This is a genomic window from Spirosoma aureum (genome assembly GCF_011604685.1).
GTDB classification, from domain to species: Bacteria; Bacteroidota; Bacteroidia; order Cytophagales; family Spirosomataceae; genus Spirosoma; species Spirosoma aureum.
This window is the reverse complement of the sequence record NZ_CP050063.1, coordinates 7,842,597-7,857,848: the sequence shown is the minus strand read 5'-3', so window position 1 is coordinate 7,857,848 and position 15,252 is coordinate 7,842,597. Positions and strand designations below refer to the sequence as shown.

At 46.9% G+C, this 15,252-nt stretch carries 16 protein-coding genes and 2 tRNA genes; 7 read left to right on the top strand and 11 right to left on the bottom strand.

The annotated features are described in order from the left end of the window. Positions 1–93: 93 nt before the first annotated feature. From G8759_RS31590 to G8759_RS31580, 3 genes are all read left to right on the top strand, one after another. Positions 94–546 (top strand): GNAT family N-acetyltransferase, encoded by a 453-nt coding sequence (locus G8759_RS31590; RefSeq protein WP_167217160.1) that lies wholly within the window; start codon positions 94–96, stop codon positions 544–546. A 102-nt stretch (positions 547–648) separates the two neighbouring features. After that, positions 649–1,776 carry a radical SAM family heme chaperone HemW gene (gene hemW, locus G8759_RS31585; protein ID WP_167217158.1) on the top strand — a complete coding sequence of 376 codons (1,128 nt, stop codon included), beginning with the start codon at positions 649–651 and terminating at the stop codon, positions 1,774–1,776. 91 nt (positions 1,777–1,867) lie between these two features. Beyond that, positions 1,868–2,821 carry a DUF2279 domain-containing protein gene (locus G8759_RS31580; protein ID WP_232074020.1) on the top strand — a complete coding sequence of 318 codons (954 nt, stop codon included), beginning with the start codon at positions 1,868–1,870 and terminating at the stop codon, positions 2,819–2,821. Between the two features lie 139 nt (positions 2,822–2,960). Here G8759_RS31580 and G8759_RS31575 read toward each other — a convergent pair whose 3' ends face one another. Both G8759_RS31575 and G8759_RS31570 read right to left on the bottom strand, forming a co-directional pair. Next, the gene (locus tag G8759_RS31575) at positions 2,961–3,548 is read right to left on the bottom strand and encodes an outer membrane beta-barrel protein (RefSeq protein ID WP_167217156.1); all 588 of its coding nucleotides are present in this window, start codon (positions 3,546–3,548) and stop codon (positions 2,961–2,963) included. Positions 3,549–3,741: 193 nt separating this feature from the next. Then, positions 3,742–4,788, bottom strand: coding sequence for a S1C family serine protease (locus G8759_RS31570; protein WP_167217154.1), 1,047 nt, complete (start codon positions 4,786–4,788; stop codon positions 3,742–3,744). A gap of 429 nt (positions 4,789–5,217) precedes the next feature. Between G8759_RS31570 and G8759_RS31565 the strand changes: the two genes are divergently transcribed. After that, positions 5,218–5,625 carry a DUF4332 domain-containing protein gene (locus G8759_RS31565; protein WP_162390029.1) on the top strand — a complete coding sequence of 136 codons (408 nt, stop codon included), beginning with the start codon at positions 5,218–5,220 and terminating at the stop codon, positions 5,623–5,625. Between the two features lie 95 nt (positions 5,626–5,720). Here the strand turns inward: G8759_RS31565 and cdaA are convergent, their stop codons facing one another. The 7 genes from cdaA to G8759_RS31530 all read right to left on the bottom strand — a co-directional run bounded on the left by cdaA (position 5,721) and on the right by G8759_RS31530 (position 11,904). Beyond that, on the bottom strand, positions 5,721–6,539 hold the full coding sequence (gene cdaA / locus G8759_RS31560) for a diadenylate cyclase CdaA (protein WP_167217152.1): 819 nt from the start codon (positions 6,537–6,539) through the stop codon (positions 5,721–5,723). 138 nt (positions 6,540–6,677) lie between these two features. Then, complete coding sequence (locus G8759_RS31555; RefSeq protein ID WP_167217150.1) at positions 6,678–7,703, bottom strand: ribonuclease Z; 1,026 nt, start codon at positions 7,701–7,703, stop codon at positions 6,678–6,680. Beyond that, on the bottom strand, positions 7,660–8,076 hold the full coding sequence (locus tag G8759_RS31550; protein ID WP_167217148.1) for an STAS domain-containing protein: 417 nt from the start codon (positions 8,074–8,076) through the stop codon (positions 7,660–7,662). The genes G8759_RS31555 and G8759_RS31550 overlap by 44 nt, the downstream gene beginning before the upstream one ends. 134 nt (positions 8,077–8,210) lie before the next feature. After that, positions 8,211–9,152 carry a phosphoribosylaminoimidazolesuccinocarboxamide synthase gene (locus tag G8759_RS31545; RefSeq protein WP_167217146.1) on the bottom strand — a complete coding sequence of 314 codons (942 nt, stop codon included), beginning with the start codon at positions 9,150–9,152 and terminating at the stop codon, positions 8,211–8,213. A gap of 69 nt (positions 9,153–9,221) precedes the next feature. Next, a complete protein-coding gene (locus G8759_RS31540) occupies positions 9,222–10,397 on the bottom strand; it encodes a thiolase family protein (RefSeq protein WP_167217144.1) in 1,176 nt (391 codons plus the stop codon). A gap of 65 nt (positions 10,398–10,462) precedes the next feature. Then, positions 10,463–11,158, bottom strand: a complete 696-nt coding sequence (locus G8759_RS31535) for a tetratricopeptide repeat protein (protein WP_167217142.1) — start codon at positions 11,156–11,158, stop codon at positions 10,463–10,465. A 53-nt stretch (positions 11,159–11,211) separates the two neighbouring features. Continuing rightward, complete coding sequence (locus tag G8759_RS31530) at positions 11,212–11,904, bottom strand: vWA domain-containing protein (RefSeq protein ID WP_232074019.1); 693 nt, start codon at positions 11,902–11,904, stop codon at positions 11,212–11,214. A gap of 436 nt (positions 11,905–12,340) precedes the next feature. Here G8759_RS31530 and G8759_RS31525 point away from each other — a divergent pair. The 3 genes from G8759_RS31525 (at position 12,341) to G8759_RS31515 (ending at position 13,876) form a co-directional block, all read left to right on the top strand. Then, positions 12,341–12,427 (top strand) — tRNA-Ser (locus G8759_RS31525). Positions 12,428–12,485: 58 nt separating this feature from the next. Further along, a tRNA-Pro gene (locus tag G8759_RS31520) sits at positions 12,486–12,559 on the top strand. 81 nt (positions 12,560–12,640) lie between these two features. Next, the gene (locus G8759_RS31515; RefSeq protein WP_167217138.1) at positions 12,641–13,876 is read left to right on the top strand and encodes a tyrosine-type recombinase/integrase; all 1,236 of its coding nucleotides are present in this window, start codon (positions 12,641–12,643) and stop codon (positions 13,874–13,876) included. 28 nt (positions 13,877–13,904) lie between these two features. Here G8759_RS31515 and G8759_RS31510 read toward each other — a convergent pair whose 3' ends face one another. Then, positions 13,905–14,543 carry an MORN repeat-containing protein gene (locus tag G8759_RS31510; RefSeq protein WP_167217136.1) on the bottom strand — a complete coding sequence of 213 codons (639 nt, stop codon included), beginning with the start codon at positions 14,541–14,543 and terminating at the stop codon, positions 13,905–13,907. A 2-nt stretch (positions 14,544–14,545) separates the two neighbouring features. Further along, a complete protein-coding gene (locus G8759_RS31505) occupies positions 14,546–15,223 on the bottom strand; it encodes a hypothetical protein (protein WP_167217134.1) in 678 nt (225 codons plus the stop codon). Positions 15,224–15,252: the final 29 nt, after the last annotated feature.

The following is a 15,252-nucleotide window of genomic DNA, read 5'->3' as shown; positions in this document are numbered from 1 at the left end:
AAGAAGTACAAAAAGGGCAAGCGCTGCAAGAAGTGCCCGGATTGATCGGTTTTTTTTCTTTGGCGAACGAGCGCTTTTGAGCATCTTCGTCCTATGGAACTTCACTATGTATTGAAGAACGGCCTGCCTTCGCAGCCGGAACTTGCTTCTTTATTGAACCTCCTCGCGACGGTCTTTACCAATCAATCACAAGCTGATTTACTGACTGAACTCAACTACCAACAAGCTCGAACGGGCATCCAGATTTTGCTTGCTCTGGAAAATGAGCAGATCGTAGGCTGCAAACTGGGCTATGAGCGTAAGCCAGGGCATTACTATAGCTGGCTGGGTTGTGTTGATCCCTCCTACCGGGGCAGAGGGATTGCCAAAGAGCTGATGAATCGCCAACACGACTGGTGTCGTGAGCAGAATTATTCCACGGTAAGAACACAAACTTATAACCAGTGGCGTGAAATGCTAATCCTGAATCTACGCTGTGGTTTCGATATTATCGGGACGGTACAGGGCAGGCATGGATTGACTATCGTTCTGGAAAAGATAATTTAAGAAGACCGCCGATAGTCTGCTCCAGAAAACAGATTTCTACAGCTTCAATTTCTCCACCTGCTCATAGGAACCCATTGCCCCGCTTTGTTGTCATTACGATAGATGCATCTCTATCTCCATATTCCGTTCTGCAAGCAAGCCTGCCACTATTGCGACTTTCATTTTAGCACGAATCTGAGTAAGAAATCTTCAGTAGTCGACGCTATCTGTGCTGAAATTGCCCTTCAGAAAGATTACCTGACCGAAAAATCGCTGGAAACGATCTACTTCGGAGGTGGTACCCCATCTTTACTGACTGAACCGGAACTGGCGCAAATCATTGAGACAATTCATTCGCATTTCCTCGTTTCGCCTACAGCCGAAATAACGCTCGAAGCTAATCCTGATGACCTGCGTGCTGAAAAGCTTCAGGTATTGCGTCGATACGTCAATCGCCTGAGTATTGGCATTCAAACCTTCGATGAAACTGCGCTTCGTTGGATGAACCGCGCTCACACGGCTACAGAAGCAGAAAACTGTGTATTTCTGGCGCGGGAAGCCGGATTTGACAACATGAGCGTCGATTTGATTTATGGCATTCCTGATTCGGGTCGTTCAGTACCGCTTTGGCAAACGGATTTACAGAAAATGCTGGAACTCGATGTGCCTCATTTATCGGCTTATGCGTTGACTATTGAACCTGATACTGCTTTTGGGCGCCGGAAACAGAAAGGGAAGCTACCAGCCGTTGACGAAAATCTGGCTGCCGAACAGTTTGAAGAACTGACAAAGGCACTCAGAGAGGCAGGCTATGAGCATTACGAAATCTCGAATTTTGCCAAACCGGGCCAATACGCCCGGCATAATACGGCCTACTGGCAACGAAAGTCCTACCTGGGAGTTGGACCAAGCGCCCATTCCTACAATGGTTTCAGTCGACAATACAATATTGCCAACAATGCGCGGTATGTGGCAACTATCCAGCAGGAGAATATACCAGCTACGATTGAAATCCTGACTGTTGCCGATCAGGTTAATGAGTATCTGTTAACTGGTCTCCGAACAAAATGGGGATGTTCGTTGACCGAACTGAGTAAGTTGCTTGGGACGGATTTTGTGCAGACTCAGGCCGCTGACCTTGCGGCCATGTATGCGTCTGGCTGGCTCACTCGCGACGATGATCGCCTGTGCCTGACCGATTCGGGTAAACTTTTTGCCGACCGAGTCGCTGCCTCCTTATTTGTCGAATAGAAAGCAGGTGATAAGCCCGGACAGTATCGTTATCCATCGTATTGCTTTAGCCCGTTTTACTGAACCATCGGTTTTTTGGTATTTTTGGCACATGAAACATTGGATGCGGGGAGCACTATGGGTTGGGCTAGTGATCATTATTCTGGGACAGTCTGTACGGGCTCAACCCATGCCACCAACAACCCCTATACCGGGCGCATCCGATCCGCAGGGAATTCGTGAGGGGCGATTTATTGGGGTCTTAATCGGAACAGCCGCGTTCTATACCATAACTTTATTGATGCTCCGTAAGCAATGGTACAAGAAAAAGGTACCGTTTCATTCCTTCAATGATAACCGTGAATGGCTGCAAATGGACAAAGTAGGCCATGCCGCCACCGCTTATTGCATGAGCCGGGGAGGTTATGAACTGATGCGATGGAGTGGCGTCAATGAGCAGGCCAGCATTCTGACGGGGGGCTTATTGGCCTTGTTATTCCAGACAACACTCGAAGTGTACGACGGTCATGCGGAGGGATGGGGATTTTCGAAAGGTGATATGGTGGCCAACATAGCCGGTACGGCTCTATTTGTAGGGCAGCAATATGGCGCTGGTCAGCAGGTAGTTAGCCTTAAATACGGCTTTCGGAAAACAATTTTTCCGCCCTACCGCCCGAATGTACTGGGTCGTACGACGGGTGTGCAGATGCTGAAAGATTATAATGGCCAGCAGTACTGGCTGTCGCTGAATCTGGCGTCGGTACTTCCGGTTGGACCTTCTTTTCCGCGTTGGTTAAACCTGGACTTTGGCTATAGCGGCAGTGGCATGATTGGCGGGCACGACAATCCACCTGTGTTTGATAAAGAGGGGAAGGAAGTCAAATTCGAGCGCTATCGACAGTTTTTCATTTCACCCGACGCCGATCTGTCACGAATTGGTACGTTTAGTCCGTCGTTGCAGCGATTTATTGGAACCGCGCAATTTTTTAAAATCCCGGCTCCGTCGCTGGAGTTTAATCGCGTCAATGGCCTTCGATTTCACCCTTTGCTAGTACCAAAAGAGTAACAAAATGAATAGGGGAAATAAGTAATAGGAGTTCCGCTTCGAGCCGTGGCACGGCTCGAAGCGGAACTCCTAATGTAATTCTGGCTGGATAGTTAAAGCCTGATTACCTATTTCCCCTATTGCTTATTGACGCTGAAAACTACCGGCGACCACCGCCAATGTCAAAGCCTACTTTAATACCTAGGTAGGCATTTTCACTTGTGATGGTTGTGTTAGCCAGTTTGTTATCTGTAGTCGGTGCTGCGTTGTATTCGACAGCTGCTACAAAGTGACCCGCCTTGATACCTCCCCGGATCATACCTCCAAATTTGGTATCGCTAACGAACGTCACGTCCTGATTAGTCTGACCATTATTTACTGTAACGGTACCCGCTGAAGCAATACTATAAAGTCCCACACCTACGCCAAGAAATGGCCGAACATTACCTTTCCCAAATAAATAATTTCCGGTCAATAGATAAGACCCAAAAGCACCTACATCACCTGTTGACGTGTTGCCATTCACAACAACGCCACGGGCGACAACAGCCCATTCAAGCCGGAGGCCAAGGTCAAAATTATCACTGAGACCGTATTTAGGCTCAATCGCAAACAGAACACCGCCCGATACACCCGAAGCTAGTGGCTTGGCATAGCCTACCGATAGATTTACTTTAAACGGCTTATACTCCTGTGCCGACGCTGAGAAACCGGCAAGAATAAATAAAACGAACAAGATGCGTTTCATGTGAGTGATATAATGAATAGTGAAACTATGATTTATGTGTGTGAACACATGCACGTAACTATTGAACTTAATACACTGTTTAGTTTCGTTCGTATAAAACTATTTTTTACCCGTGGTTCGTGATGAGTTTATTTACACAAATAGCCAGACTATAAAGCCTGGCTATTTGTGTTTTGTATTGATGATCAGTTACTTATTTCATCTCGCCGGGTATGACCATAATGCCTTTCTGGCGATTTTCGCGAAGAATGGTTAACTGAATCCGACGCCCGATCGTATCATCGGTCAGCAGCCGATGCAGATCATCGACGGTTGCAACGGGCTGACCATTAAATCCTACAATAATATCCCCCTGCAACAACTCTCCATTGCCGGCTACGCCATCGGGCTCTACACTCGATACCATTACGCCCGTTTTTGTAGTAAGCTGATTATATTGCTTGATTCGTTCAGTCAGGTTTATAAGTTGTCCGGCGATGCCCAGATAGCCGCGCCGAACCCGGCCTTCCATGATCAGCTTGCCCGCTACCAGTGCTGCTAAATTCGATGAAACGGCAAAACAGATACCCTGGGCAGGCAAAATAACTGCTGTATTGACGCCGATAACATCACCCTGTGAGTTAACCAATGGGCCACCGGAATTGCCGGGGTTCAGGGCTGCATCCGTTTGAATAACGTCATCGATGAGCCGTCCCGATTCCGAACGCAGGGTTCGTCCCAAGGCGCTCACTACACCCGCTGTCAGTGAATACTGAAAGCCGTAGGGATTACCTACTGCAATGGCTATCTGGCCGACCTGCACTTGCTTTGAATCCGCAAACCGAATTGCTTTCAAACCATCGGTATAGATTTTAATAACGGCAATATCGGTAGCCGGGTCGCGGCCAATTAACGTAGCCTCAAGTTCGCGGCCGTCTGATAAAGCGACTTCTATTTTACTGGCTCCTGCTACAACGTGATTGTTGGTGATTATATAGCCATCAGTCGAGATAATAAAGCCAGACCCACTACCACCGTCGTTATTGTCGGGCCTTGACTGGCTGGGTCTACGTCCTTGTGAGTTAGATTGACTATTTCCCGAATTACGTCCACTTACTTTAATCTGTACAACAGATGGACTTACTTTTTTAGCTACATTTACGACCGTGTTTGAGTACGCATCCAGTAAGATCTGATCTTGTTCAGGATTTCCTGCTGGTTGCGAAATCGTATCGGCAAATGCCACAAATTGCGTGTTCATACGATTTTGGTTTACATGACGATTGGAGTACCCTCATGATCTGTTCCAGTATAAATTCATCATGTATTATTGGGAAATAATCCGCCACTTTGTCATTTGAATTATTTTTGATCTGTATATTTGTTACTTAATGCTATCAATCCAGTCTTAATGTAGATAAAGACGAAATCTGGAGCGGACAATTTGACGTATGACTTTTGAGGAATACCTTATTCAGAAGAAAATTAATGGTGATCTGTTCCATCAGATGGAACCTGTGAGATACCTGGAATGGAAGGCTGAATTTGAACAAATACACCCCGATAGTTTTACCGTTCAGAAAAAATTTCTGTTAAACGATACCCGAAGAAAGTATCTTGTTCGTTGATAATGTATAGGCAGGCTGAAGGTCAACCTGCAACTAAATCATAAACCTACCTCTTATTTGTTATGAGCATTACGTTAGGAGAACTTCGTGGCACTACAGACGCTATGGTATATGCCCTGAAAGGGCAGGGCCTGGGCGATAGTGACGCTTTACTTGAAGCAACCAAAACCCCACAGGACCGTAAGGCTTTAGCGTCAGCTACGGGTATTGATCAATCGCTTCTGCTTGACCTGGCGAACCGGGCTGATCTGGCTCGCGTTAAGGGAATTGGCCGGGTTTATAGTGATTTAATGGAAGAAGCTGGTGTTGATACCGTTGTTGAACTGGCTCAACGTTCGGCTGTAAACCTGCACGCTAAATTGATCGAAATTAATAGCAAAAGACAGTTCACCCAACGCCCGCCATCGGTCGAGCAGGTTACTGATTTTGTGGAACAGGCGAAAAGTTTGCCCAGAATGCTGGAATATTAATAGCTGGCTGTGAAGCTAATTGACGTTAACTCGGATTGTAAAAGGTAAAGGGGGCGTAAATGGTGTTTAATCGACCGCTACGCCCCCTTTACCTTTTATAGCTGAGTCTCTTTTCTGCCAGGTTCGCGCAGGTAGCGATTTAGCCTGTCGTCGAGTTCCGACAGTGTTAGATTGGTAAACAATTCACCGTTCAATGCAAGTGTCATTCGACCGCTTTCTTCCGAAACAGCAATAATGGCTGCGTCGGTGGCTTCGCTCATTCCTAAAGCCGCCCGGTGACGAAAGCCTAAAGAAGACGGCAATTCGTCGTCATCAGAGACCGGGAGAATGCAGCGGGCAGATTGAATCCGCCCATCGCTGATAATGACAGCGCCATCGTGTAGGGGGCTATATTGGCTGAAAATGGCCAGTAACAATGGTTTTGACACCTCGGCATCGATCAATTCACCAGACTGAGAAAATTTTTCAAGATCGTCATTTTTGCCAATAACGATCAGTCCCCCCGAAAATTCAGCGCTGAGCGTCTTGCAGGCATCCAGAATGGGGCGAAGCGACGTCGTTGGTTCTGGAACGCTTGGTTGTCGTAATAGCCAGCGCCGTAACCATCGACTGTTGGCGACGTTGGTAGACTTACCGATGAGTAATAGAAATCGGCGAATTTCCTGCTGAAAGATAATTATCAAGGCTAGAGCGCCCACACTGATAAAATATTCCAGTATGGTTGTCAACAGGTTTAACCCAAACGCTTTAACGAGAAGGTAGGCCAGGTAAACCAGAAGGTAACCTACGAATACCCGACTGGCAACGCTGCCACGAACGAGATTATAAATCTGGTAGATAAGTAGGGCAACTAGTACAATGTCGAGCAGGTCGAGCCAGCCGACATCCAGAAAGCCTAAGTGCAAGGCCAGCATGTATGAACAGGTAATGGTTTGGGCCTAAATATAGTCAGATTCTGGCTCTTTGTTTACTCAAGACCTACCAAACAATTTTTTCATTCGGTGATGCCTAGGCCATTTCCTGAAACTATGGCCTAGGCATCACCGAATGGTTTAGTCTAAATTTGCCCCGTTTTCGATCGAAATAGTTTCGCCTTCTACGGCTATATAGGTTTCTGGAAAAATAGTCCTGGCTTCATTCACGAACGGATCATACTGCTTATAACGGGACGAAAAGTGCCCGATTAACAAGCGGCCGACGCCAGCATTGGCCGCAATGGTAGCCGCCTGTTTAGCCGTAGAATGATAGACTTCGGCTGCACGCTGGGCGTTATCTTCCAGAAAAGTGGCTTCATGATAGAGCAAATCGACCCCCTGCAATTGTGTCACAAGGGATTCGACATAACGCGTATCCGAGCAAAAAGCATAGGAGCGGGCACGCAGCCCTGGTGTGGTAACATCATCAGCTGCATGAATAATCTGGCCTTCATCAGTCAAAATGTCGCGGCCTTCTTTAAGCTGTTTCAGGAAATGCACCGGAATATCATCAGGAAGCCGTTCTCGAATGAGCTTTCTGGGATGCGGTTTTTCCCGAAATAAATAACCGGAGCAATCGATTCGATGCTGCAGCGGAATCGACTCCACGGTCAATTGCGGGTGATCGAGCAGGAGGGTAGGCGTGTTCGGGTCAACAGCTTGAAAATGGATCCGATAACCCAATCGCGAATCGGAAACCCGAAAGATGGTTGTCAGCACCTCATCTAAACCACGGGGACCGAATAAGTACAAATCCTCGGTTCGCCCGGCTAGGTTTAGGGTTGAGAGGAGGGGAGGTAATCCAAAATAGTGGTCGCCGTGGAGGTGAGAAATAAAGATGTACCGGAGTCGACTCGGTCGTATTTTCTGCTCAATGAGTCGGAGTTGCGTTCCTTCGCCACAGTCAATCAGCATGTAATCATTCCCGACGGTAAGCAACTGCGCTGTCGGATGAAACCGTAGCGTAGGTGTAGCCGAACCAGCGCCTAATACCGTAAGTGTAAATGCCGGATTAGTTGGTCGGTGATGTTGTTCATGCTCTTTGTCGGTAATGGTGCCTTTACTCGGCATCCCGGCTGATGCTTCCCCCTGCGTCGTACTCATCGTCATCCTCACTGCGAAAATCGTTCTCCAATTCATTCATGAACACGGCATCAACGGCTTCTTCTACGGTTGGTAAAATAGTAAGATCGCTGATATTGGCCTTGTCTAGAAACTCTATTAATTCATCATTCTTTGTAACTAACACCAATAAGCCTAGTTCGTTGGAACATTGGCGATTTATTTTACGTATGATTGTGATACCCGCCTGATCTACAGCTTGTACGGGCGCTATATCGACAATGATATTACTATAACCCGACCGGAATAAGGTACGGCTGAGGGTTTCGAAATCGGTAGAAATATCGCCACCGAACTCACTATCAGCCAATCGAATCAGGGCATATTGTTCGTTTCTTTCAATGGTGTAATTCATGAAGATTACTGGTTTCAGGTTCTTGGATTTCTATTGAGAAGATTTTAAACAAATTAGACGACATTCCACAAAAAATAGATACAATAACGCGAAATGGTCCTCTGAAAGGACACGAACTAAGCTAAGTTGATCGCTCAAACGGCCAGTGATTTACCGACGTTAGCTTCAATTCGCAGCAGTGGATCAGTGGCTGGATCGGCGGGCCGGAAAGATTGCCCGGTTACGGTTTCGAACAATTCGATGTAGCGAGCCGATATTTGCTGGACCCACTCATCAGACATTGCTGGCACTACTTGCCCGGTTTTGCCCTGAAATCCGTTGGCAATAAGCCATTCCCGAACAAATTCTTTAGAGAGTTGCTTCTGGGGCTGATTGGCCTGAAGATTTGTATCGTATGTATCGGCGTAAAAATAGCGGGATGAATCGGGTGTATGCACCTCGTCGATGAGGTAAACTTTTCCGTCAATCGAACCAAATTCGTATTTAGTATCCACCAGGATCAGGCCACGTTCAGCCGCCATTGCCGTACCCCGGCTAAAAAGGGCCAGCGCATAGTTTTCCAACTGCATATACTCTTCGTCCCTGACAATACCCTGGCTAAGAATTTCCTCCCGGCTGATGTCTTCATCGTGACCTTCGTGAGCCTTGGTCGAAGGCGTAATGATTGGTTGTGGAAGGCGATCGTTCTCCCGAAGTCCATCTGGTAAGGCAACGCCACAAAGTGTCCGATGCCCATCGCGGTACTGCCGCCAGGCATGCCCTGCCAGATAACCGCGTACAACCATTTCGACCGCGTAGGGTTCGCATTTCAGCCCAACACTCACGTTTGGATCGGGCGTATCGAGGAGCCAGTTCGGTACGATATCGGCGGTTGCCCGCAGAAAGTAAGCCGCTGTCTGATTAAGTACCTGTCCTTTGTAGGGAATTGGCCGGGGTAACACGACGTCAAATGCCGAAATCCGGTCGGAGGCAATCATGATTAGTTTGTCGGGGAATGAATAAACATCCCGCACTTTGCCGCGATAAAACCCCGTTTGGCCGGGGAACTGAAAGTTAGTTTCCTGAATAGCGTTCATTTATCTTAGTTTATAGTTTTTGGTTCGTTTTTTAGCGCTCAAGAAGGATAAACGATGAGCCAAAAACCATTATAATTTTTCCAGCACAATGGCTGAAGCACCGCCACCGCCGTTACAGATTCCAGCGACTCCGTATCGACCATTGTTTTGCTGAAGTACATTTGTTAACGTTGTTACAATTCGTGCCCCCGATGCACCCAGCGGATGACCGATGGATACGGCGCCACCAAAGACGTTCAATTTCTCCTGCGGTACGTGCAGAATCTCACTAAATGCCAATGGAACCACAGCAAATGCTTCGTTGACTTCAAAATAATCAATGTCATCAATTTTTAGGTCAGCCCGTTCAAGGGCCAGCGGTACCGCTTTGGTAGGAGCCGTTGTGAACCACTGCGGCTCTTGCTCCGCATCGGCATAAGCCAGAATTCGGGCTAGTGGTTTTAACCCCAATTCATCGGCTTTCCGGCGGCTCATGATCACTAAAGCCGAAGCACCATCGCTGATCGGCGACGAACTGGCCGCTGTTACCGTACCATTTGGCCCAAATGCAGGTTTCAGCGTTGGAATTTTGTCGTAGTTGACATTTGTATATTCCTCATCGTTCTGGACGGTTACAGTACTTTTACGGCCTACTACCTCTATTGGAACAATCTCGGGGCCAAACCGGCCACTCTCGGTACTGGTTTCTGACCTGCGGTATGACTGCACCGTGAAGGCATCCTGAGCTTCACGATTGATGGCATATTTTTCGGCGGTCTGATCGGCAAATACACCCATAGCACACTGATCATAGGCATCGACCAACCCATCGCGGGCAAGACCGTCTACCAGTTCAGCGTTACCGTATTTATAGCCAAAACGAGCCTTAGGTACATAATAAGGTGCATTGGACATACTTTCCATACCACCGGCAATGACTATATCGGCTTGCCCCAGCTGTATAGTCTGTGCGGCCAGCATAATCGCTTTCGTCCCTGACGCACATACTTTATTTATGGTTGTACATGGAATATTGGCTGGTAATCCTGCTTTCATGGCCGCCTGTTTAGCGGGAGCCTGACCGACGTTAGCCGAAACCACATTACCCATATAAACTTCCTGTACCTGATTGGCTGAAACACCAGCGCGCGTCAAGGCACCCCGGATAGCTGCCGCCCCCAAATCTATCGCAGATAAGGTTGCCAACACACCTCCGAACGAGCCAATTGGTGTTCGTACTGCCGAAATAATGACGACTTCATTCATAGTTACGTGTTGTTAATCGATGTTAACGGTGGATAGTCCTGATGATTATCTGACAAGCCGGTACATTACCAACGACTTCCGTTCTCTTTCGTTTTCATCGTTGAATGCCGGGCCGATCGAGTCAGCGCATAAGGCAGATCATCTTCCTGCATCGCATCGAGCAGTTGGAGTGCCTGTGCTTCACTAAGGTCGAGCCGTTGAAAGCGATGTAGTAACTCATCCTGCCGGGCTGATCGCTCAACCTGTTGCCCACCTGAAGGGCGGGGTTTATTCGGTTGATCTTTCCTGTTACCGGGCGATTTCTGGCGTGAATCTGGTTCGGTAGTTTTACCCGAAAACCGTTTCTTTATTAACTCAAAGTCATACCTGGCTGGTTCGTTATCCGGATCTTCGAGCAAAGCCCGTTCAAAAAATGTGAGCGCTATGGCACTGTCTTTTTGAAGACACGCCATCACACCCAGTTGTGTTGCGGCTACCGTTCGTAAATCAGATCGGTCGGAATGAAGCAATGCTTCGTACTGAGAACGAGCTTTTCCATACCGTTTAAGATGAAAATAGGTATGGCCAAGATTCAATCGCACTCCCGGATCGATCGTTGTTGTGATGCGGCTCAGACTGGCATACAGATGCATTGCCCGCGTATAATCGCCCGCTTTATAGGCTGCTTCGGCTTCCTGCCTGGCCTCATTATTTCGTGAAATCTGATTTAATGAATGGGGCGTGTCCCACCAGAGCCAGGCCGCAATGAATAAATAAATCATACGTCAATAACACGTATCGGTCGCCAAAAATAAGGCGAAACTTTGAGATGCACTCATAATCTGAATGTCCTTACTGTTACAATAAGGTCAAAGGCCAGTAATAAAAGTGCAGCCAGTAAAAAATAAACGTATTTATTGGTGGAAACAATCACACGGTTCTGGTCTATTCTAAAGCCTTGCTGCGTCATCAGAACCCCCGCCAATTCACGGATATATTGACCAGTATTGGCTTCAATGTATTGCCCACCGCCATCGCGAGCCAGTTCCTGAAGAAAACTTCGATTTAATCGACTTCGGACGATTTGCCGGGCATCGTCGCGAACAAAATCACGACCTTCACGAATAGACGAGCCAGTTTCTGTGCCAACGCCAACCGTAATAAGCGGTAAACCAGCTGTTTTCAGGCTTGCAAGTTCCGTACGATTGCAGGAGCCGAAATTTTCTCCATCACTGAACAGTACCAATGCTTTGGCGTTCAGACGGGTCGACGAATCGGTGATAAACTTTTGGCGGGCTAATTCGATCGCTGCGCAAAGATCAGTACCGCCCGTAGCTGCCTTGCCTGTGCGAATATCACGCACAAAACGTTTTAGGGCGTCGTGATCAGCTGTTAAGGGTGATAAGACAAAGGATTCACTCGATGTCAGAATCAGCCCAAAACGATCTGTAGACAAGGTGTCGCAGAGCTGCTGGATGTCATATTTGACGCGCTCGAGCCGGGAAGGAACTGCATCTGTTGCATCCATTGAGCGAGATATATCAACCAGCAAGTACACATCTCGTCCGGTTATTATCATATTTCGTTCGGCCTCACCAAATGAGGGGCCGAGTAAAGCAATGAGCAATAGAATTAAATAACTGCTACGGAGAAAAAACTTTGGAATAACTCCCCAAGCTGAAGTATTCAACTGCCTTGCCAGCCGAAACGTACGTAAAATATACAGGCTATACAGGGCGATGAATAACCCAATTAAAAAAAAATCGGTACTTGAAAATGAATAAAGCCAATTCATGAAAAGCCATAACCAGCCTGAAAATGACTGAGTTTGTTTCCTTATGTCAATGTAAGGGTGGGGCGAAAATAATAATTCTTAAAAGATTTTCTTCGTTACCTCTTGCTGAAAACGATGAATACCTCTATCTTTGTGTCCCAATCGTCCAGGAAATGGATGAAAGGGCTACGGAGAGATGCCTGAGTGGCCGAAAGGAACAGTTTGCTAAACTGTCGTACTGGTAACGGTACCGAGGGTTCGAATCCCTCTCTCTCCGCAGGAGCAACTTTAGTTGAACGATTCCTGTGATGATTCGGCAACAAAAAGCTCATTTTCGGGGTGTAGCGTAGCCCGGTATCGCGCCTGCTTTGGGAGCAGGAGGTCGTAGGTTCGAATCCTGCCACCCCGACTACATAAAAACCGCCAAATCTCTGTGATTTGGCGGTTTTTTTATGTTCGGACCGCTCGGCGGTCATTTTGTGGCAGTTCTGTGGCAGTAAATACCTTACTAATTCTGCGCCAGCAGGGGATGGAAGAGAATACAAAGGGTGGCAAGTATCCCTACAAAGATGCCCGGTTATCGGATGCCGGTGGCGATCTGACCAAACAATGGGTCGTCGTCTATTATGCCTGGGATGTCAGCTCCCAAAAGCTGGTTCGTAAGCGTATCCGGGTCGAGGGTGATTCCATCGAAGAGCGCAAAAAAGTAGCCAGCAATTACATCAAAGAAATTAACCAGCTCCTTAAAAAAGGATTTCACCTCAATTCAGCCCGGGCACCTGAGCCCTTGCCTGAACCCGAGCCAGCGCCAGCTAAACCAGGTGCCCCAGCCCAGCTGACTTTTAGCCAGGCGACCGAGTTTTACAAAAAAGTCAAAAATAAGGAGCTGCGGATCGATACGACAATGGATCTGTACGATCTCTACATCCGCCATTTTCAGGCGTTTCTCGACGAGAAAAAGATGGGCGATATCTTACTGAAGAAAATCACCTCGCGCCTGGCGCATGAGTTCTTTGACCAGGTAGATGTCGGCAGTCGCCACCGCAACAACATGCTCGGCTTTTTTAAGTCCTTTGCCACTTTCTTTATTGATCGGGAGGATATCGAAGTCAATCCGTTTCAGCGTCTCAAGAATCTCAAGGTCGATGAATCCGATGATCACCGGCCCTTTACAGCAGAGCAGAGCCGTGCCATCCGGGATGAAATCCTGGCCACTGGTAATGAGCAGCTCTGGCTGTTTTGCCAGTTTATTTACTTTCTGTTTCTCAGACCTGGTAAGGAGCTGCGACTGCTTCAGGTGCGCGATATACTGGAAACCCAGGTGAAGGTTGTCTCTGAGCGGTCCAAAAATCGAAAGATTGGGTTTCTGGATATTCCCACGGCGCTCGAGCAGGTTATTCAGCACTATAGACTCCGATCGTATCCAGGCCACTATTACGTGTTCACAATCGATCGTAAGCCAGGTCTGCAAGCCGTAGGAGTAAACTACTTTTATAAGGCTCACCGCAAGATCCTGGAAAAGCTGGAGCTTTATGGCCACGATTACGATCTGTATTCCTGGAAGCCCACTGGCGCGGTGACACTATATAAAACAACGAAGGACATCTTACGAGTGCAACGCCATTGCCGGCACTCCACACCGGATCAGACATATACGTATCTGCGGAAACACGGTATGCTGTTTGAAGGTATGGATCCGACGGATTTTCCGGCAATCTGGAGTTAGTTAGATTAATTAGTTAAGTAAGAAGGCATTAATTTTTAGGAGCTTTTGCAGTTGTCTTTATAAGTACATTTTTTGCCCAAATTCCATGGGTTTGGCTTTCTGACTTAGGATCTATTTGAGTTCCTCTTCCCTCTTTCACATCCCTAACCCAACTACCTAAATATACAGATCCATCAGCATTTTTGATTATTCCGTTACCTTGTCGAAATCCATTAAAAAATGTTCCTGTATAAATTGAACCATCGGGATAATAATATGTACCATAGCCACTGAATAAATTGTTTAAAAAGAAGCCTTCATAACGAGTCTGTTTTTTAGGAAAAACTATTTTTCCCCAGCCTTCCATACGCCCGTTAATCATATCCCCTTCGTAAATAAACTCATAGTTGCCAGCAAGTCTATCGTTATTTGAGTGTGTTTTAAAATAAGTTACCCTACCTGTAAGTGTATTATTTAAAAAGGAGCCGGTAACAGTTGAACCATCGGGATAAATTAATGTCCCATGACCATGTTTTTGTCCATTATAAAACATACCATCATAAGTATAGCCCGGCTCGGTAATTTTACCGAATCCATTTTTACAGTCTCCATCAACACAAGTTTGGGCACTGACATGCAATGTCAATAAGCACAATGAGCTTAAGAATAAGGTGAATTTGTTGTTCATTCCTAATTATTTTTTTTGGGTTGTTGTCTTAACTTTTCATCAGCATAGTAGCGATAAAAAAGAAGATTTATGTTGCAATAACTTCCTGCGACCGGCCCGAGAAAGGGTCCTACTTCTGGGATTAACATAACACCGATACCTACAGTAGCGCAGACTGCTGTTCCCCACTTACCTTGATTAGCATCGTAAACAGCTTCAGCTACTTGTATCCCGGTTAACATTGCCCCGCCAGTTTGAATCAGTGCCAAACTTCCTGCTCTTGCGTACGGAGATATCATCACACCTCCGGATTGGATTCCAGCTCCTAGTAAGGTTAGTCCAATCATCACATTTTTTTCAAAATTTTCATAAAGGAATTTCTCCATAATTTCCTTATCGCGAGCCACACTTGCTGATTTACTTTCATTTCCATTTCCGCCGCCGCCATTTCCGCCGCCGCCATTTCCGCCGCCGCCATTTCCGCCACCGCGATTATCATCTTTGCCATTAGTACCAGTTCTGTTTTGCGAACCCGTCTCACTTTTTCCTCCGCCGCCATTTCCGCCGCCGCCATTTCCACCACCGCCATTTCCACCACTTTTTCCCTCAAAAACTATCCTACCTATTGGCTGACCGAAACAAGTTATTTGAAGGAAACCAGAAATTAGGATAAATAGCATTATCAATCTAGATCTTTTCATGGATTTAAGTAATTATTAGTAAATGAATT